This window comes from Brenneria izadpanahii, from assembly GCF_017569925.1.
Classification (GTDB): Bacteria; Pseudomonadota; Gammaproteobacteria; order Enterobacterales; family Enterobacteriaceae; genus Brenneria; species Brenneria izadpanahii.
The window spans coordinates 2,120,911-2,140,227 of sequence record NZ_CP050854.1; the positions used below are offsets into that span (position 1 = coordinate 2,120,911).

At 52.5% G+C, this 19,317-nt stretch carries 16 protein-coding genes and 1 tRNA gene; 12 read left to right on the plus strand and 5 right to left on the minus strand.

The window, feature by feature from the left end:
- Positions 1–21: 21 nt before the first annotated feature.
- The 6 genes from rlmKL to rmf all read left to right on the plus strand — a co-directional run bounded on the left by rlmKL (position 22) and on the right by rmf (position 8,015).
- Positions 22–2,139 (plus strand): bifunctional 23S rRNA (guanine(2069)-N(7))-methyltransferase RlmK/23S rRNA (guanine(2445)-N(2))-methyltransferase RlmL, encoded by a 2,118-nt coding sequence (gene rlmKL, locus HC231_RS09460; protein ID WP_208230750.1) that lies wholly within the window; start codon positions 22–24, stop codon positions 2,137–2,139.
- 5 nt (positions 2,140–2,144) lie between these two features.
- Positions 2,145–4,058, plus strand: a complete 1,914-nt coding sequence (locus tag HC231_RS09465) for an ABC transporter ATP-binding protein (RefSeq protein ID WP_208230751.1) — start codon at positions 2,145–2,147, stop codon at positions 4,056–4,058.
- Positions 4,059–4,154: 96 nt separating this feature from the next.
- A complete protein-coding gene (gene pqiA / locus HC231_RS09470; RefSeq protein ID WP_246494816.1) occupies positions 4,155–5,393 on the plus strand; it encodes a membrane integrity-associated transporter subunit PqiA in 1,239 nt (412 codons plus the stop codon).
- Complete coding sequence (gene pqiB, locus HC231_RS09475; protein ID WP_208230753.1) at positions 5,356–7,026, plus strand: intermembrane transport protein PqiB; 1,671 nt, start codon at positions 5,356–5,358, stop codon at positions 7,024–7,026. Before pqiA ends, pqiB begins: the two co-directional genes overlap by 38 nt.
- Positions 7,026–7,589, plus strand: coding sequence for a membrane integrity-associated transporter subunit PqiC (gene pqiC, locus HC231_RS09480; protein WP_208230754.1), 564 nt, complete (start codon positions 7,026–7,028; stop codon positions 7,587–7,589). Before pqiB ends, pqiC begins: the two co-directional genes overlap by 1 nt.
- Before the next feature lie 258 nt (positions 7,590–7,847).
- The gene (gene rmf / locus HC231_RS09485; RefSeq protein WP_072065898.1) at positions 7,848–8,015 is read left to right on the plus strand and encodes a ribosome modulation factor; all 168 of its coding nucleotides are present in this window, start codon (positions 7,848–7,850) and stop codon (positions 8,013–8,015) included.
- 461 nt (positions 8,016–8,476) lie between these two features.
- On the opposite strand, the gene HC231_RS09490 is transcribed toward rmf, so the two are convergent.
- Positions 8,477–8,566, minus strand: a tRNA-Ser gene (locus HC231_RS09490).
- A 273-nt stretch (positions 8,567–8,839) separates the two neighbouring features.
- On the opposite strand from HC231_RS09490, the gene HC231_RS09495 reads away from it, so the two are divergent.
- The gene (locus HC231_RS09495) at positions 8,840–9,577 is read left to right on the plus strand and encodes a phosphatase (RefSeq protein ID WP_208230755.1); all 738 of its coding nucleotides are present in this window, start codon (positions 8,840–8,842) and stop codon (positions 9,575–9,577) included.
- Positions 9,578–9,610: 33 nt separating this feature from the next.
- The gene (locus HC231_RS09500) at positions 9,611–10,183 is read left to right on the plus strand and encodes a TorD/DmsD family molecular chaperone (protein WP_208230756.1); all 573 of its coding nucleotides are present in this window, start codon (positions 9,611–9,613) and stop codon (positions 10,181–10,183) included.
- A gap of 53 nt (positions 10,184–10,236) precedes the next feature.
- Here the strand turns inward: HC231_RS09500 and HC231_RS09505 are convergent, their stop codons facing one another.
- From HC231_RS09505 to mdtH, 3 genes are all read right to left on the minus strand, one after another.
- Positions 10,237–10,800 (minus strand): lipoprotein, encoded by a 564-nt coding sequence (locus HC231_RS09505; RefSeq protein WP_208230757.1) that lies wholly within the window; start codon positions 10,798–10,800, stop codon positions 10,237–10,239.
- A 162-nt stretch (positions 10,801–10,962) separates the two neighbouring features.
- Entirely contained in the window at positions 10,963–11,610 is a 648-nt protein-coding gene (gene grxB / locus HC231_RS09510; protein WP_208230758.1) for a glutaredoxin 2, read from the minus strand.
- Positions 11,611–11,766: 156 nt separating this feature from the next.
- Entirely contained in the window at positions 11,767–12,972 is a 1,206-nt protein-coding gene (gene mdtH, locus HC231_RS09515; protein WP_208230759.1) for a multidrug efflux MFS transporter MdtH, read from the minus strand.
- A 314-nt stretch (positions 12,973–13,286) separates the two neighbouring features.
- Here mdtH and rimJ point away from each other — a divergent pair, with 314 nt between their 5' ends.
- The 4 genes from rimJ (at position 13,287) to murJ (ending at position 17,178) form a co-directional block, all read left to right on the plus strand.
- The gene (gene rimJ / locus HC231_RS09520) at positions 13,287–13,871 is read left to right on the plus strand and encodes a ribosomal protein S5-alanine N-acetyltransferase (protein ID WP_208230760.1); all 585 of its coding nucleotides are present in this window, start codon (positions 13,287–13,289) and stop codon (positions 13,869–13,871) included.
- Between the two features lie 9 nt (positions 13,872–13,880).
- A complete protein-coding gene (locus tag HC231_RS09525; protein WP_208230761.1) occupies positions 13,881–14,516 on the plus strand; it encodes a YceH family protein in 636 nt (211 codons plus the stop codon).
- Between the two features lie 47 nt (positions 14,517–14,563).
- Positions 14,564–15,514, plus strand: coding sequence for a Gfo/Idh/MocA family protein (locus HC231_RS09530; protein WP_208231282.1), 951 nt, complete (start codon positions 14,564–14,566; stop codon positions 15,512–15,514).
- Between the two features lie 128 nt (positions 15,515–15,642).
- Positions 15,643–17,178 (plus strand): murein biosynthesis integral membrane protein MurJ, encoded by a 1,536-nt coding sequence (gene murJ, locus HC231_RS09535; RefSeq protein ID WP_208230762.1) that lies wholly within the window; start codon positions 15,643–15,645, stop codon positions 17,176–17,178.
- A gap of 132 nt (positions 17,179–17,310) precedes the next feature.
- Here the strand turns inward: murJ and argS are convergent, their stop codons facing one another.
- Positions 17,311–19,041, minus strand: coding sequence for an arginine--tRNA ligase (gene argS, locus HC231_RS09540; protein ID WP_208230763.1), 1,731 nt, complete (start codon positions 19,039–19,041; stop codon positions 17,311–17,313).
- Positions 19,042–19,317 lie beyond the last annotated feature (276 nt).

Below are 19,317 nucleotides of genomic sequence, written 5' to 3' on the forward strand. Positions count from 1 at the left end.
TTGATTGGTGATGTCGACGATATGAATGCTCTGTTTGCCAGCACGGCGCGTGGTTTGGAAGAATTATTAAAAAATGAGCTTGAAGCGCTGGGCGCTCAGGACTGCGCCGTGGTGCAGGGCGGGGTGCATTTTCAGGGAGATAATCGCCTGCTTTATCAAAGCCTGCTGTGGAGCCGGCTGGCGTCGCGTATTTTGCTGCCGCTGAATGAATTCAAAGTACACAGCGATCTGGATTTGTATCTGGGAGTGCAGGCGATTGACTGGTCAACGATTTTCGGCGTTGATAAAACCTTCGCCGTGCATTTTACCGGCACCAATGAGGACATCCGCAATAGCCAGTATGGCGCATTAAAAGTAAAAGATGCGATCGTGGACAGCTTTAACCGCAAGACGGGGCAACGTCCTGATGTCGCTAAACAGCAGCCGGATATCCGAATCAACGTTTTCTTACAGCGTGATACCGCCAGCGTGGCGCTGGATCTCAGCGGCGAAGGTTTGCATCAACGCGGTTATCGTGATGCAGCCGGACTGGCGCCGCTGAAAGAGAATCTGGCTGCGGCGATCGTATTACGTTCGGGTTGGCAAAAAGGCACCCCGATGGTCGATCCGATGTGCGGTTCCGGTACGCTGCTGATTGAAGCGGCGATGATCGCCGCCGACCGCGCCCCCGGCCTACATCGTACTCATTGGGGATTTAATGCCTGGTTGCGGCATGATGCGGAGCTATGGCGTGAAGTGATCGCGGAGGCGCAGCAGCGTGCCCGCAGGGGACTACAGGAAACGACATCCCGTTTCTTCGGTTCGGATAACGATCGCCGGGTGATTGACATTGCCCGCGCGAACGCCCGTCGTGCGGGCGTCGGGGATTTAATCGCCTTTAGCGTAAAAGACGCGGTGCAGTTGCAGAATCCGTTACCGGAAGGGCCGAAAGGCACGATCGTCAGTAACCCGCCTTATGGCGAGCGCTTGGAAAGCGAACCTGCGCTAATTGCATTGCACAATATGCTGGGGCGCAAGGTGAAAAGTGATTTCGGCGGTTGGCAGTTGTCGCTGTTCAGCGCTTCGCCGGAATTGCTTAGTTGTCTGCAACTACGCGCCGAGCGGCAATTCAAGGCTAAAAATGGTCCGCTGGATTGCGTACAGAAAAATTATCAGTTGGCGGAGAGCCAGGGCGAAAACTCAGGACGGATTGCAGAGGATTTCGCCAACCGTCTGCGTAAAAACCTGCGCAAGCTGGATAAGTGGGCGCGTCAGCAGGGAATTGAATGCTACCGCCTGTATGATGCCGATCTGCCCGAGTACAATGTGGCGGTTGACCGTTATGGCAGTTGGGTTGTGGTGCAGGAGTATGCGCCGCCGAAAACGGTTGATGCGCAGAAAGCCCGCCAGCGCCTGTTTGATGTGATTAACGCCACCCTGAATGTGCTGGAGCTTCCGTCAAATCGCTTGATTCTGAAAACCCGGGAGCGGCAGAAAGGCAAAAGCCAATATGAAAAACTGGCGCAGAAAGGCGAATTTTTGCTGGTAGAGGAGTATAACGCCAAGTTGTGGGTCAATCTGACGGATTATCTGGATACCGGTTTGTTCCTCGACCACCGTATTGCCCGGAAAATGCTGGGTGAAATGAGTCAGGGGAAAGATTTCCTTAATTTATTCGCCTATACCGGCAGCGCCAGCGTGCATGCCGGGCTGGGCGGAGCGCGCACCACCACCACTGTCGATATGTCGCGCACCTATCTGGAATGGGCGGAAAAAAACCTGCGCGCCAACGGTCTGACCGGACGTCAGCACCGGCTGATCCAGGCGGACTGCCTGTCTTGGCTGCGCGATGCAAACGAGCAGTTTGATTTGATTTTCATCGATCCCCCGACGTTTTCCAACTCGAAACGAATGGAAGACTCGTTTGACGTGCAGCGCGATCATCTGGCGTTGATGAAGGATCTCAAACGGCTGCTGCGCCGTGGCGGAACGATCATGTTTTCCAATAATAAACGCGGATTTCAGATGGATATAGCGGGATTGAAGGCGTTAGGTCTGACGGCGAAAGAGATCACCGCCCGCACTCAGTCACAAGATTTTGCCCGCAACCGTCAAATTCATAACTGCTGGCTGCTAGAACATGCCGGCGAGGAAAAGTAATAGCGATGTCATTAATCAGTGTATCGGGTGCCTGGCTGTCGTTCAGCGATGCCCCGCTGTTGGATAACACAGAACTTCATATCGAAGAAAACGAACGCGTTTGTCTGGTTGGCCGCAATGGCGCGGGCAAGTCGACGTTGCTGAAAATACTGGCGAAGGAGATCCCGCTGGATGATGGCCGGATCACCTATGAGCAGGATTTGATCGTTGCTCGTCTGCAACAGGATCCGCCGCGCGATGTCGCGGGAAGCGTCTTTGATTTTGTCGCTGAAGGCGTAGCCGCCCAGGCGGATTACCTAAAAGATTATCACGCCACGCTGCGTCTGGTTGAACGCGATCCCAGCGAAAAGAATATGAATCAGTTGGCCAAACTGCAGGAGATTCTTGAGCATCAGGGATTGTGGCAGTTGGAAAGCCGCATTCATGAGGTACTGGAACAGTTGGGGCTGAAGGCGGATGCTCCGCTGGCCTCGTTATCCGGGGGCTGGTTACGTAAGGCGGCGCTGGGACGGGCGTTGGTGAGCGCTCCCAGGGTGCTGTTGCTTGATGAACCGACTAACCATCTGGATATCGAAACTATTGATTGGCTGGAAACGTTCCTGAAAACTTTCCAGGGCAGTATTGTGTTTATTTCCCATGACCGTTCTTTTATCAGAAACATGGCAACCCGAATTGTCGATTTGGATCGCGGTAAGCTGGTTTCCTGGCCGGGAAATTACGATAAATATCTGGAAGGGAAAGAAGAAGCGCTGCGTGTGGAAGAGTTGCAGAATGCGGAGTTCGATCGCAAGCTGGCGCAGGAAGAGGTGTGGATCCGTCAGGGGATTAAAGCTCGCCGCACGCGCAATGAAGGCCGGGTGCGCGCCTTGAAGGCGATGCGTCAGGAACGTTCGCAGCGTCGTGAAGTTATGGGCTCGGCGAAAATGCAGGTGGAAGAAGCGGCGCGCTCAGGCAAAATCGTGTTTGAGCTGGAAGATGTCAACTATCAGGTCGATAATAAAGTTTTGACCCGTAATTTCTCCGCGCAGGTACAGCGTGGCGATAAAATTGCGCTGGTCGGGCCGAACGGTTGCGGCAAAACGACGTTGCTGAAGCTGATGCTGGGCGAACTGACGCCGACCAGCGGCCGGATTCACTGCGGGACCAAGCTGGAAGTGGCTTATTTCGATCAGCATCGCGCCGAGCTTGATCCTGAACGCACCGTGATGGATAACCTGGCGGAAGGAAAGCAGGAAGTCATGGTCAATGGCCGTCCGCGCCATGTGCTTGGATATCTGCAGGACTTTCTGTTTCATCCCAAGCGGGCGATGACGCCGGTTAAAGCCTTGTCCGGCGGGGAACGTAACCGGTTATTGCTGGCCCGCCTGTTCCTGAAGCCCAGTAATCTGCTGATCCTTGATGAACCAACCAACGATCTAGATGTTGAAACGCTGGAACTACTGGAGGAGCTGATCGACAGCTACCAGGGTACGGTGTTGCTGGTTAGCCACGATCGCCAGTTTGTCGATAATTCGGTGACGGAGTGTTGGATCTTTGAAGGCGACGGCAAGATCTCCCGCTATGTCGGCGGTTACTACGACGCCCAGCAGCAACGCGCCGAAGCGACGCCATTGCGCACCGCGCCCGCGACAGCGGCGTCGGCATCTTCACCGGCCGATAATCGTACCGCACAGCCCGCTAAACGTAATGCGGGTAAACTAAGCTATAACCAGCAGCGCGAACTGGATCAGTTGCCGTTGAAAATAGAGCAGTTGGAACAGCAAATCGGCGCGTTGCAAACGCAGATGAACGATCCTGGTTTCTTTAGCCGTCCGCATGAAGAAACGCAACAGGTGTTGACAGCATTGGCCGAAGCTGAGCAAATGCTGGAATCCTGTTTTGAACGTTGGGAAATGCTCGAAGCGCAAAGGAACGGTTAATTTTTGCAATAACGACCTGACTATCGCCAAGCGACGTCAGGCCAAAGGAGGCGGCTGGCAGTGTGTTCCCATGACCATCATAACCATGATGACTATATGCTATGCCCGCAGTGTGATTTATTGGTCAAATTGCCGCAGTTGGCGCATGGTCAAAAAGCGGTTTGTCCACGCTGCAAAACGGCATTAACCAGTAAGCAGACGGAACCCCGCAATCGGCCCGTTGGTTATGCATTCAGCGCATTATTTATGCTGCTGCTGGCTAACCTATTTCCGTTTGTGAACATGCGGGTGACGGGAATCACCAGCGAAATCACGCTGAGTGAAATTCCAAAAGTGATGGTGGCGGAGAATTATGTCAGCGTCGCGATGCTCTTTATGCTGTTCGTTCAGCTTGTTCCCGCCTTTTGTATGGTGATGGCGATTTTGCTTTGTCTACGCGTTTCGTTGCCGCTGGCCCTGAAAAAAGCGATGGCGAAAGTGCTATTCCAACTGAAAAGCTGGGGGATGGCGGAGATTTTCCTGACCGGCGTGCTGGTCAGTTTCGTCAAACTGATGGCCTACGGGGATATCGGCATCGGAACCAGTTTTATGCCTTTTGTCCTGTTCTGTTTGTTGCAGCTACTGACGTTTCAAAGCCTGGATCGCCGCTGGCTATGGAATAATATTGTGCCGCCGCCGGAGCTGCCTTCGATACCGCAGCCGGGGAAAGGCGGATTGGCGCAGGGATTGCGCTCCTGCCGCTGCTGTACGGCCATATTACCGGCGGATCAACTTGTGTGCCCCCGTTGCCATTGCCACGGACATGCTCGCAGGAGGCATAGCTTACAGTGGACGATGGCGCTGCTGTTGACCTCTATCATGCTCTATATTCCTTCGAATCTTATGCCCATTATGGTTACGGAATCTCTGGGAAATGCGACGGGATCGACCATTATGGCGGGCGTCATCCTTTTGTGGAGCACCGGGTCATATCCGGTGGCGATGGTGATTTTTATTGCCAGCATTATGGTGCCTTCACTGAAAATGCTGGCATTAGGGTGGTTATGCTGGAGCGCCAAGGGCAAAGGCCGGATGGATCGCGAGCGTCTGCACGTTGTGTATGAAGTCGTGGAGTTTGTCGGGCGCTGGTCGATGATCGATGTATTCGTTATCGCCGTATTGTCCGCATTGGTTCGCATCGGGCGGTTAATGAGTATTTATCCTGCGGTTGGCGCAGTGCTGTTTGCTTCGGTCGTAATTCTGACGATGTTTGCCGCTATGACATTTGATCCCCGGTTACTGTGGGATCGCCGTGATAATGTTTTTCATAAGGAGTCTTCCGTTGACGAAAGATAAAGATAAATACGCCGTTGCGGATGTAGAAACGATTAAACGTTGGTCGCCCGTCTGGATCGTTCCGATTGTGACGGTGCTGATCGGGGCATGGATACTGTTTTATCACTTTAGCCATCTGGGGCCGCAGGTCACGCTGGTGACCAGCAGCGCCGAAGGCATTGAAGCGGGAAAAACGACGATCAAAAGCCGCAGCGTCGATGTCGGTATCGTGGAAAGCGTCGAACTGAGTAGCGATCTCCACCGGGTGGAAATCAAAGCTCGCCTGCACGATGATATGGACAGACTGCTGAAGGAGGATTCGGCATTCTGGGTGGTTAAACCACAGGTAGGGCGTTCGGGGATTTCCGGTCTGGGCACGCTGTTGTCCGGCGCCTATATTGAACTCCAGCCGGGTTCCCACGAGGCGGAAAAGAGAGAATTTACGCTGCTTGATACCCCGCCGTTGGCCTCCCCGGATGCCAAGGGGATTCGCATCACGCTTGATAGCGAACAGGCCGGTCAGTTAAATGCCGGCGATCCGGTGTTGTTTCGAGGCTATCGGGTGGGGTCTGTCGAAGCCAGCGAATTTGATCCCAAAGAACGAAAAATGCGCTATCAGCTGTTTATTTCCGCGCCATACGACAGCCTGGTGACCACCAACGTTCGTTTCTGGAAAGAAAGCGGCGTGTCGTTTGATATGTCTGCTCAGGGTATGCGGGTGGAGATGGGGTCGCTGGCTACGCTTTTCAGCGGCGGGGTGAGTTTTGACGTGCCGTCAGGCTGGGAGCCCGGCAATCCCGCCGAGGCGATGGCGGCCTATCGTCTTTTTGACGATCAGCGCAGTATTCAGGATTCGCTGTACACCGAGTATAAGGAGTACCTGATGTTCTTCAGCGATTCGATCCGGGGTTTGCAGCCCGGCGCGCCGGTCGAATTCCGGGGTATTCGTCTGGGAACGGTGGCGCAGGTGCCGTTCTTCACCAAAGATCTCAAACAGAATATCGATAGAGACTATCGCATCCCGGTTCTTATCCGCATTGAACCCGATCGGTTTGATAAAAATCTGGGGAGCAACTTCAATTTTGAAGAGCATCTGGAAAAGTCTCGGCCTCTTGGTCTGCGAGCGGCGCTGAAAACCGCCAATATTTTGACCGGCGCGCTGTATGTCGATCTCGATTTTTATCCGAAGGAGAAGGTTAATCAAAAATTGATGACCGTTGACGGTTATCCGGTACTGCCGACCGTGGGCGGCGGACTGTCGCAAATTCAGCAAAAACTCATGTCGGTATTGGATAAAATCAATGAGTTACCATTGAATCCGATGGTGAACGAAGCAACGCAAACGCTGGCGGAAAGTCAGGCGACGTTGCGTGAAATGCAAAAAACGCTGGCATCGTTGAATCAGATTACCTCCAGCAAAGCGATGCAGGATTTGCCGCAGGATATGCAGAAGACCTTACTTGAGCTGAACCGCAGCATGAAAGGCTTCCAGCCGGGGTCGCCGGCTTACAATAAAATGGTGGCGGATATGCAGCGTTTGGATCAGGTTCTGCGCGAGCTGCAACCCGTACTGCGGACCTTGAATGAGAAGAGCAATGCTCTGGTGTTTGAAGCATCGGGCAGTGAAGATCCTCAACCGAAGAAGGCAAAATAATGATGAAAGGATGGACTCTGGCGTTGGCGTTGCTGCTGAGCGCCTGTAGCAGCGCCCCACAAAAAACCTATTATCAGTTACCGGTGATGCCTGACGGGGTTACGTCGGTTGAGAGAACGGTAAACGGCCGACAGCTTTGGCTGGAGCACGTTAGCGTGGCGGATTATCTGGCTAATTCAGGCTTGGTTTATCAAACTAATGATGTGCAATATGTCATTGCCAGCAATAATTTATGGGCCAGTCCGCTGGATCAGCAGCTTCAGCAGTCGCTGGTGGCCAATTTGAGTCACGGAATGCCGGGATGGCTGGTGACGGCGCAGCCTCAAGGCAGCGAACAGTCTGTATTGAACGTATCGGTGACCGCGTTCCACGGCCGTTATGACGGCAAGGCGGTGATTAGCGGGGAGTGGGTGTTGAATCATCACGGTCAGGTGTTCAAGCAGCCGTTCAATGTGGTGCTGCCGCAGTCTGAAGACGGCTATGATGCGCTGGTGAAGACATTGGCGCAGGGCTGGCAGCAGGTTGCTAAATCCATCGCACAACAGGCTGTCTTGGCAAATTAACATCCGTTGTTAAAAGAAAGTCTCTGAGGGATAGGTGAAGTCGCCGAACTCTTTCAGAGGCTTTATTTTTTGTCTTTTTCTTCCTCCGGCCATGCTTTTTTCTTTTGGGGAAAATTCCCATTTTCATTCATAAATGTGACATTGGCGTGAATTTTGCGCCTTGACCTTTGGTGACCTAATGGCTATTCATAATCTGTGGTTGCCCAGAAAGTAATCACTGTTTTTTTTCCACCAGATAAATAATGAGGGAAATAAGGCATGAAAAGACAGAAACGCGATCGCCTTGAAAGGGCTCATTCACGTGGTTATCAAGCAGGTATTTCCGGCAAATCGAGGGAACTTTGTCCCTATCAATCTTTAAATGCGCGGTCTTACTGGTTGGGAGGCTGGCGCAAGGCCATGGAAGACAAGGCGGTTACGGCGTAACTCGCCTTGTGATTTCTAAAGGAACTGCCTCCGCTTTTGCGGAGGCTTTTTATTGAGGCTTTTCAACCGTCCATCACGCATAAAAGAAAACGCCCCTGACTCGCGTCAAGGGCGAAAAGGCGAGTGTACGGGGGGGATTGACTCGCGTCGTCGTGACGCTCGCCCTGCGGGCCGCCGTTGGCGGTCCAAAACGGCTATCCTGCCGTTTTGTCGAACCCTGACGAGGCTTTTCAACCGTCCATCACGCATAAAAGAAAACGCCCCTGACTCGCGTCAAGGGCGAAAAGGCGAGTGTACGGGGGGATTGACTCGCGTCGTCGTGACGCTCGCCCTGCGGGCCGCCGTTGGCGGTCCAAAACGGCTATCCTGCCGTTTTGTCGAACCCTGACGAGGCTTTTCAACCGTCCATCATGTATAAAAGAAAACGCCCCTGACTTGCGTCAAGGGCATTTTCTTTTATATGGCGGTGAGGGAGGGATTCGAACCCTCGATACGTTTTCACGTATACACACTTTCCAGGCGTGCTCCTTCAGCCTCTCGGACACCTCACCGGGTTGCCGCGGTCGTAGCAGCGGACGGCGCTAATGTAGGGAAATTAACGGACAGCGTCAATAAACTTCTGCTGTTATTACGCGCGTTTAGCTAAAGTTAAATCAATTTGTTGCTTTACTCGCCACATTCCTGGTTTCCCATGCGGCATCACGCGCGATGCCGCTCCACACCCATGTTTAATTTTTGTTAACTTTGGCGCGGCGGGCGTTCGTTAGCTGTTCGGTAAGTGCAAAAATGTTATGCTGCTATTAAATGTTGACTCAGGAGAAATCATGTATCCCGTCGATTTACATATGCACACCGTCGCCAGCACTCATGCATATAGTACATTGCATGACTATATCGCCGAGGCAAAAAGAAAAAATATTCGCCTGCTTGCCATTACCGACCATGGCCCGGATATGGCCGATGCGCCGCATTATTGGCATTTTATGAACATGAAGGTCTGGCCGCGTCTGGTGGATGGCGTAGGGATTTTACGCGGTATTGAAGCCAATATTAAAAATGTGGATGGCGATATTGATTGTACCGGGCCGATGTTGGATCAATTGGATTTAATCATCGCCGGTTTTCATGAGCCGGTATTTCCGCCGCAGGATAAAGATACCCATACCGCCGCGATGATTGCGACCATGGCCAATGGCGATGCGCATATTATCAGCCATCCCGGCAACCCGAAATTTCCCGTTGATATTCGCGCCATTGCTGAGGCCGCCGCCAAGTATAATGTGGCTTTGGAGTTAAATAATTCTTCCTTTACGCATTCTCGTAAAGGAAGCGAGCCAAACTGTCGGGCGATAGCTGAGGCGGTGCGTGATGCCGGCGGTTTGCTGTCTTTAGGTTCCGATTCTCACATCGCTTTTTCTCTGGGAGACTTCAGCCAATGCGAGCGTATTTTACAGGAGGTCAATTTCCCGCAGGAGCGCATTTTGAACGTGAGTTCCCGGCGAGTACTGGACTTTCTTGAACAACGGGGAAAGCCCGCTATTGCCGCATTTTCTGATTTGTGACGGCGTCACTAAATAATAATAAGCAGGTTTTGAATGAATGAGTTTTCCATCATGTGCCGTATTTTGGGCACCTTGTTTTATCGTCGTCCTCGGGATCCGGTAGTGGCTCCGCTGCTTAGTTTGCTGCAAGAGGGCAAGCTGCAGCCTAACTGGCCGCTAGAGCAGGATGCTTTGCTGGATCGCCTGCAGAAAAGCTGTGACATTGCAGCCATGGAGGCGGACTACCAGAGGCTGTTTGTCGGCGAAGCGCGCGCCGTCTCTCCCTGGCGTTCGGCCTATGTGACGGATTCCGATGCGGCGGATGTACGCGCTTTTTTACAGCAGCGCGGCATGCCGCTCAATGAGGGGGCGATCGACCACTTCGGCGGATTGCTTCTGGCGGCGTCATGGCTGGAAGATCAGGCGCAGGAGGATGAAACCGCGGCGCAGATCGAACTCTTTGATGAATATCTGCTGCCCTGGAGCAACCTTTTTTTAGGGAAAGTGGAAAGTCATGCCGTGACGGCGTTTTACCGCACGCTGGCGATCATCTGCCGCGAGGCGCTGGATGCAATGCGCGACGAACTGGATGAAGCGGAAGAGTTGCCTGACTCTGGCGCGGAGTAAATAACGATAGATGGAAGAGCGGGTGACAGCGCTGCTGTCACCGCAAGAGAACGTCAGTCAGTGAAAAGAATGACGATCTGTCCTGGCTTAATCTCAATGCCTTTCGCCAGTTTCTTCGCTAATGACTCCGCCGTGCTGTTATCCGCATTCAGGATATAGGCTGGCTTCTGTCCGAAGTAGCTTTTCAGCGATTGATTCAGATAGGGACTCAGCGTATTCATCACCGTCTGCATTTTTTCCGGTTGAACGGTGTAATCAACTAACTCCATATCTTTCAAATAAATAGCGCCCTGATCTTTATCAAACACGGGCTGAGCCTTCAGCGTCAGCTTGAGATCGGCGGTTTGATTGCCGAGCAGGGACGCGATATCAACCTTTGCATTGCCGGACAGCGTGACTTTGCCGGGTTCGGCCCTGCCGATTTGGCTGGATAAGTCGGTCAATACGATATTGGCATCCACTACGCCCGGTATGCCGAGTTGTTTCTGGTAATCGTTGTGCTTTTGCAGGTATTCGTTTATTTCTTGCTCATTGAGTGTGTACTGCGTCAATTTATTACAGCCGCTCAGAGTAAATATAAGCAACAATGCTGTGGCGGCGAATCCCAACTTCTTCATTATCCTGACCTCAATTATCATTCTTTCGCACCGTAATCTATGGCGAATTCAGGGTGCACTGCGAGGCGAGTTTCACCAATCAGATAGCGCTGAAAGTGGCGCTATCTGCGGCATGGCATCGCGCCCCGCTTTGCGGCGGCGAGGGCGCGTGCCGTTTCTTTCTTATTGCGCGAGGCTGCTCAGTAAAGTGATTTGCGCCTGTTTGGCCATATTGTCACGGTAAGCCGCAACGCGTGACGGCCATGTTACGCCAGCGACAATCGACAGAGAGCGTAACGTTGGGAACAGGTGAATATCATCCGTAGATAATTCGCCATTGCAGGCATTTGGCTGAACGATCAGCGGATCCAGATCCAGCAGATCGCTATTCAATTTCTTAATCAGACCTGCGGAATGATTGAGATGCTCTTCAAAACTGCCGATCTGCGCCTCTTTTTTATTGATGAAGTATTGCCGGGCCGATGCGGAGGCGAACTCTTCAAATGCGGCTTTGGCGAAACGCGGTATAACCAACCGTGACGTATAGTCGGAGACTTTGCGCAGCCAGGCATCGATCGCCGGGTTGGCCGGGCCGGTCAATAGCGGCTTTTTGTCGTAATTATCAATAAAATGAACAATATCCATGCTTTCAGGCATATAGCTGCCGTCATCTTTTTGCAGGATCGGCACCATTTTTTGCCCGATCATCTTCTTAGGCGTTTCTTCATCGTCATTGGCTAAAATGAGCAGTTCGACAGGGATATCCTTCAAGCCGAAAATCATGCGTGCTTTGACGCAGTAAGGGCAATGATCGTAAACATATAATTTCATACTCGGTATCCTCTGATCCACTGATAAGACAATGGCCGCGCGTGCGACCATGAATGAAAGCTGTCATCAAACGATGACATAACAATCGATTGAATGTATTAGGAAAGTATGGGGCGCTTTACCGGCGAGATCAAATGCGCCGGTAAAGTTCGTGGATCAGTGACCGCCAAGCATGGCGGGCTCAATGCGACGCAAATTGAATTGCCAATAGAGCGCGGCCAGCGTCAGCAATCCGATAACGCCCAACATAAACCAGGGGAGTTCGGGCTGCTCCAACGCATGTCCGGCGTCGAACAGCCAACCGCCGCCGCTATAGCCAATGGCGCCTCCCAATGCCAGCCCCAGACGGCTGAATCCCATGTAGCTGCCGCGCGCCCGCGGATCGGCCAACGAGGCACCCAGCGTTTCGCGAGCGGGTTCAGCAATAATCGAACCGATATAAAACAGACTGATTAGCATCAGCAAGGATTGCAGACTGGTGGTTAGGCCTATAGGGAACAGACTGAGCGTCATCACCAGTAATCCGGCCATCAGGCGCTGCTCCAGACGGTAATGCTTCTCGCTCCAGCGGGCGATCGGGTACAGCAAGGTCAGCGAAAGCGTCGCCTCGATGGCGTACATCCATTTTATCGCCGTCGGCGTGCCGGCGATTTCATTCACCATGATTGGCAACATCAGTAATACCTGAACAGACAACATGTAATATCCGGTCAGGGTTAGCACGTAGGTCAGAAAGCGCCGATCGCGGATGACGCGGATCATGCCTTCCTGCATCGGGGTTCTGGCCGTCGAAGTCCGATAGGCCGGCAGGTATCTCCAGTTGAGCGCCGCCGCCAGCACGAAAATCAAGGCGCCGACCCAGCAAACCAGTTCGAAGTCGTAGCGCAGCAGCCAACTGCCGATAAGCGCGCCAATCACGGCTCCGGCGCTGTCCTGCATCATCAGCAGGGAATAAAAACGTCCGCGTTCCTGAGGGCGGATCAGCTTAACGACCAGCGCGGTTCTTGGCGGATCGAATAATGTGCCGCCCAATCCGGAAAGCGCGCAGGCCAGCCATAACAGCCAGGGTTGGTCGGCGATCGCCATAAACACGAAACCGAAAGCGCGTAACAGCATCCCGGTAATGATCATCGGTTTTGCGCCGAAGCGATCGGCAATAGCGCCAGCGAAAATACCCAGCCCTTGCTGAATAAATTGACGCAAGCCCAGGGCAATACCGACAAGTAGCGCGGCCCAGCCAAGTTGATCGACAAAACGAATGGATATTAGGGGGAAGACGACAAAGAAGCCCAACACCACCAGCATATTATCTACTAATAGAAAGTATTTACCCAAGCTCCGAGCTTGCGACATCAGCGGCATGTTTCACCACGAGGAAGAAAGAAGAAAATAATGACGGTGACTATTTTGTACTCTATTTATCGTTTGGGATAGCCCATTGATGGATAATATTTTTTTATCGACCAAATAATATCTGAGTAACATTTTCCGTAGAAAATTCAGGATGATCTGGCCGATCGAGCAATAACTCGGCAACGGGGGTTTTACGCCAGAGAATTTATCCGGTTATAGTAAGCATTATCAGCAGTAAACAATATTTTCTGCTTACGGAAGATATTTATCTTTTCATCCCGATAAATTTCTCTTATCGAACAACCCGGGAGCTAGGGGGAGGAATGTTTGGCTATCGTTCTACATCATCAAAAGTTCATTTAAAAACCGAGCGGATGGTGGTGCGTTTGGCTCATGAGCGTGATGCCTGGCGTCTGGCTGAATACTATTCGGAAAATCGTGATTTTCTTAAGCCCTGGGAGCCCATCAGGGATATCAGCCATTGTTATCCGTCTGGCTGGCAGTCTCGCCTGAGCATGATTTGTGATATGCATAAACAGGGCAACGCCTATTATTTTTTGCTGCTTGATCCAAACGAAAACGAGGTTTGGGGCGTGGCGAATTTCAGCAATGTGCTAAGAGGCGCTTTCCATGCCTGTTATCTGGGTTACTCCCTCGGTCAAAAATGGCAAGGGCAGGGGCTGATGTTCGAAGCGCTGCAACCGGCGATACGCTATATGCAGCGCCAGCAGAATATGCACCGGATTATGGCCAACTATATGCCGCATAATCACCGCAGCGGGAGCTTACTGGCCCGATTGGGCTTTGAGCGAGAGGGTTATGCGAAAGATTATCTGCTGATCAATGGGAAATGGCAGGATCACGTTCTGACCGCACTGACAAATAACGACTGGAAACCACAACGCTAAGGAACCGTGATGAAATATCAGTTAAGCGCCAAAGAGGCGAGAGTGATTGGTTGCATGTTGGAAAAGCAGATCACTACGCCGGAACAATATCCGATGTCGTTAAACGGCGTGACAACGGCCTGCAATCAGAAAACGAATCGTGAGCCGGTGATGGATCTGAGCGAGAGTGAAGTTCAGCAGACGCTTGATTTACTGGTGAAAAAACATTTTTTACGCACCCTCAGCGGTTTTGGCAATCGGGTTGTTAAATATGAGCACCGCTTTTGTAATTCAGAGTTCGGCGATTTGAAATTCTCCCCCGCCGAGGTGGCGCTGGTGGCGACATTGCTGCTGCGCGGCGCGCAAACGCCCGGCGAGTTGCGCACGCGGGCCGCGCGGTTGCATGAATTTACCGATGTGAATGAGGTCGAAACCGTGCTGACGCAGTTGCAACAGCGCGAAGACGGGCCGTTTGTGGTGCGCCTGGCGCGTGAGCCCGGCAAGCGCGAAAGCCGCTATATGCATCTTTTCAGCGGCGAGCTAAGCGAAGATCTGGCGTCGGCAACGGAGACGGAAGCGGCGGACCAATCTTTAGCCGCGAGAGTAGACGCGCTGGAGAGTGAGGTCGCGGAGCTTAAGCGGCAACTTGCGCAGCTGCTGGCGTGAGCGTGTAAACCTTTACTTGGATAGATGTCATGGCCGCGAGTTCATCGATGAAAGCCAATTATGCTACAAACTCTGATTCTTTGGGCAAGATGCCCCGAATTGGGATCGTGGGATTAGGTTCGATTGCGCAAAAAGCCTATTTGCCGATACTCGCCCAGGCTAATCGTTGGCAGTTGATAGGCGCTTTTTCTCCCAATTGGACGAAGACGCAATGCATCTGCCGGCAATATCGGATGGCGGGTTTTACCGATCTGGAAGCGCTGGCGGCGGCGTGTGACGCCATTTTTGTTCATAGCAGCACCGCTACGCATTTCTCCGTCGTCAGTACGTTGCTCAATGCTGGCGTTCATGTGTATGTCGATAAGCCGCTGGCGGAGACGATTGAACAGGCTGAAGCGCTGGTTGAACTGGCTGAGCGGAAGCAAAAGACGCTTATGGTTGGATTTAACCGACGCTTTGCGCCGTTATACCGGCAGCTAAAGCATCAGCTAAAAGGGCCCGCGTTGCTACGGATGGATAAACACCGCATTGATAATGTGGGGCCGCAGGATATGCGGTTTACCCTGTTGGATGACTATTTGCATGTGGTTGATACGGCACTCTGGCTGATGGAAGGACAGGCCAGGTTAGTCGGCGGCGTATTGCAATGTAATGCGGAAGGACAACTGCACTATGCCGAACATTATTTTCAGACCGATGGCGGTCAAATAACCACCAGCATGCACCGCCGCGCCGGCAGTCAGCGAGAACGGATTCAGGCCGTAACTGACGGCGCGTTTTATCAGATTGATAATATGCTGGAATGGCGTCAGGAATGTCAGGGAATAACGACGGAACATCCAGCGCCTTCCTGGCAAAGTACGCTGGAGCAACGGGGATTCGTCGGCGCGGTGAATCACTTTATCGACTCGGTGGAACAGCAGAAACCGGCGGAAACATCGGGCCATCAGGCGCTACGAGCCCAGCGCATGATTGACGAACTGCTGAGAAAACGCTGAAAAGTTCAGCGGTCATCACAATCCCTGGTAGCTATTGGGCGCGCAATGCGTAGACTAGTTGCACCGCGAAATCAGGATGACCGCAGAATGGTCAACCAAAACCCCCGAACATTTCAGAATAAAATCGGATGAATTTACTAAAATCACTGGCAGCCGTCAGTTCAATGACCATGCTTTCGCGCCTTTTAGGTTTTGCGCGTGATGCAATCGTGGCGCGGGTTTTTGGCGCCGGAATGGCAACGGATGCATTTTTCGTTGCCTTTAAACTTCCTAACCTGCTGCGCCGTATCTTCGCTGAGGGCGCGTTCTCTCAGGCCTTTGTTCCCATCCTGGCTGAATATAAAAGTCAGCAGGGCGATGAAGCGACCCGCACATTCCTTGCTTACGTTGCCGGTATGCTGACGCTGATTTTGGCGTTGGTCACGGTGGCGGGCATGGTAGCGGCGCCGTGGGTGATTATGGTGACCGCCCCCGGCTTTGCGGCGACCGCCGATAGATTTGAACTGACATCGGCGCTGCTGCGGGTAACTTTTCCTTATATATTATTGATTTCTCTGACATCAATGGTGGGGTCGGTACTGAATACCTGGAACCGGTTTTCGGTGCCGGCTTTCGCGCCGACGCTGTTAAACGTCAGCATGATCGGTTTTGCGCTGTTCGCCACGCCGTATTTTCATCCGCCGGTGATGGCATTGGCCTGGGCCGTACTGGTCGGCGGGGTGCTGCAACTGGGTTATCAACTGCCGCACTTGAAGAAGATCGGTATGCTGGTTCTGCCGCGTATCAAGTGGCGGGAGTCTGGCGTCTGGCGGGTGATGAAATTGATGGCGCCCGCTGTACTAGGGGTTTCGGTTAGTCAAATATCCCTGATCATTAACACCATTTTCGCTTCGTTCCTCAGCGAAGGGGCCGTGTCGTGGATGTACTATGCCGATCGGTTAATGGAGTTTCCTTCGGGCGTGTTAGGGGTTGCGCTGGGGACGATCCTGCTGCCTTCATTGGCGAAAAGTTTTGCCAGCGGCGATCATGATGAATATTCCCGTTTGATGGATTGGGGATTGCGTCTGTGTTTTCTGCTGGCCTTGCCGAGCGCCGTCGCGTTAGGGATCCTGGCGCAGCCGTTGACGGTTTCGTTGTTCCAATACGGAAAATTCAGCGCTTTTGATGCGGCGATGACTCAACGCGCGTTAATCGCTTATTCCGTGGGGTTAATGGGGCTTATCGTGGTGAAGGTGCTGGTTCCCGGTTTTTATTCCCGGCAGGATATTAAAACGCCGGTAAAAATCGCAATAGTAACGCTGATTCTTACTCAGGTTATGAACCTGATCTTTATTGGACCGTTGCAACACGCCGGGTTGGCTTTGTCTATCGGGTTGGCATCCTGCCTGAATGCGGGGCTGCTGTTCTGGCAACTGCGTAAGCAAGATATTTTTCACCCGCAGCCGGGGTGGCTGAGTTTTCTGACCAAACTCGCCGTCGCTGTCATCGTTATGTCGTTGGCGTTGGCCGCTATGCTGTGGTGGATGCCGGCCTGGGACGTGGGCAATATGGGGTTCAGGATCGTCCGCCTGCTGCTGGTGGTGGCTGCAGGGGCGGGAGCCTACTTTGCCACGCTGGCTTTACTGGGATTTCGCCCGCGGGATTTTGCCCGCCGGAGCATCTGAGTTTGTAGGTAGGAATAGCAAAACACTATTGGCGAATGATGCTGATAGTGTTTTATATCGCTGACATCGTTTGTTGAGGCTCTTCGGCGATGAAAACGGCGGTGTTCGCCATTTTCATCGCGCATCAGAAAGTTACATTTTATCTACGGTTTCAATGCCCAGCGTGTCTAACCCTTGTTTCAGCGTCTTAGCCGTCAGCAGAGCCAGTTTCAGGCGGCTTTGACGAACCGCGTCATTTTCCGCATTCAAAATCGGACAGTGTTCGTAGAAACCGGAGAACAGGCCGGCCAAATCATACAGATAAGCGCACATCACGTGAGGCGTACCGTCGCGGGCGACAGTAGTGATGGTTTCTTCAAATTGCAGCAGGCGGGCGGCGAGAGCGAACTCGCGTTCGTCGCTCAACGTAACCGGCTGAGTCAGGCTATCTTCCTGAATATCTGCGCGTTTGAAGATTGATGCCACGCGGGTATAGGCATATTGCATGTAGGGCGCGGTATTGCCTTCGAACGCCAGCATGTTATCCCAATCAAAGATATAATCGGTGGTGCGGCTTTTGGACAGGTCGGCGTATTTTACCGCGCCGATGGACACCACTTTTGCCAGCGCATGCAGTTCATCGTCGTCCATTTGCGGGTTTTTATCGGCGATGAGCTTACAGGCGCGCTCATAGGCTTCATCCAGCAAATCGGAAAGCTTGATTGTACCGCCCGCACGCGTTTTAAACGGTTTGCCGTCTTTACCCAGCATCATGCCGAACATGTGATGTTCCAGGCTGACGGAGTCCGGTACGTAACCCGCTTTACGCACGATGGCCCAGGCTTGCATTAGGTGCTGGTGCTGGCGTGAATCGATGTAGTAAAGCACGCGATCGGCATGCAGCTTTTCATAACGATATTTTGCGCAGGCAATGTCCGTGGTGGTGTAGAGATAGCCGCCATCTTTCTTCTGAATGATGACGCCCATCGGTTCGCCTTCCTTGTTTTTAAACTCATCAAGGAATACCACCGTGGCGCCTTCGCTCTCAACCGCCAGGCCTTTCGCTTTCAGGTCTGCGACAATGCCTGGCAGCATGCTGTTGTACAGGCTCTCGCCCATTACATCATCTTTGGTCAGCGTGACGTTAAGACGCTCATAGGTGAGCTGATTTTGCGTCATGGTGATGTCGACTAGCTTGCGCCACATCTGACGGCAATATTCGTCGCCGCCTTGCAGCTTCACCACATAGCCGCGCGCCTTTTCTGCGAACTGGGCGTCTTCATCGTAATGCTTTTTCGCTTCACGGTAGAACGCTTCAAGATCGGCCAGCGCCATCTCGCCGGCATTATCATTCTGCACTTTTTCGAGATAGGCGATCAGCATACCGAACTGCGTTCCCCAGTCGCCGACATGGTTGGCCCGAATGACATTATGACCAAGAAATTCCAGCGTACGAACGGCGGCATCGCCAATGATGGTGGAACGCAGGTGACCAACGTGCATCTCTTTCGCTACATTCGGCGCGGAATAATCGATAACGATGGTTTGCGCCTCAACTGGCGCCACGCCCAGTTTCGGGGCGCTCAGCGCGTTCTCTACCTGGCGGGCGACCCACTGTTTATCAAGAAATATATTAATAAAACCTGGGCCTGCGATTTCTGTTTTTGCTGCAATACCGTCCAACGCTAAAAGTTGAACCACTTTTTCTGCCAGTTGACGAGGCGGCATGCCAAGTTTTTTGGCGACGGCCATAACGCCGTTAGCCTGATAATCACCAAACTGTGCTTTTGCCGATTGGCGGACCTGAGCTTCGCTCCCGATAGGAGCCCCCGCTGCGGTCAATGCCTGGCTGACTTTTTCGGAAAGAAGAGCCTGTATGTTCACCGGGTTACCTTAAGTAAAAAATCAAGCCCTGCTTATACCATATTTGCCTTGACGAGTCAGCAGACGGGAGGGGGACCGCAACGGATGGCATGCTTACATTAAACGTGGGTAGGTGAAATGAAACAATAGAATATTAAGAGAACATTTTTAATTTTTATGTAAAAAAGCGAAAACAATCAATCGCCTTTCTTAACGTTTTCTGGCTCTGGGATGAGATCCGATTTTTTGTTCATTTCTGATTTTAAAATGGCGAAAAATAGCATAAGCCGCAATGAT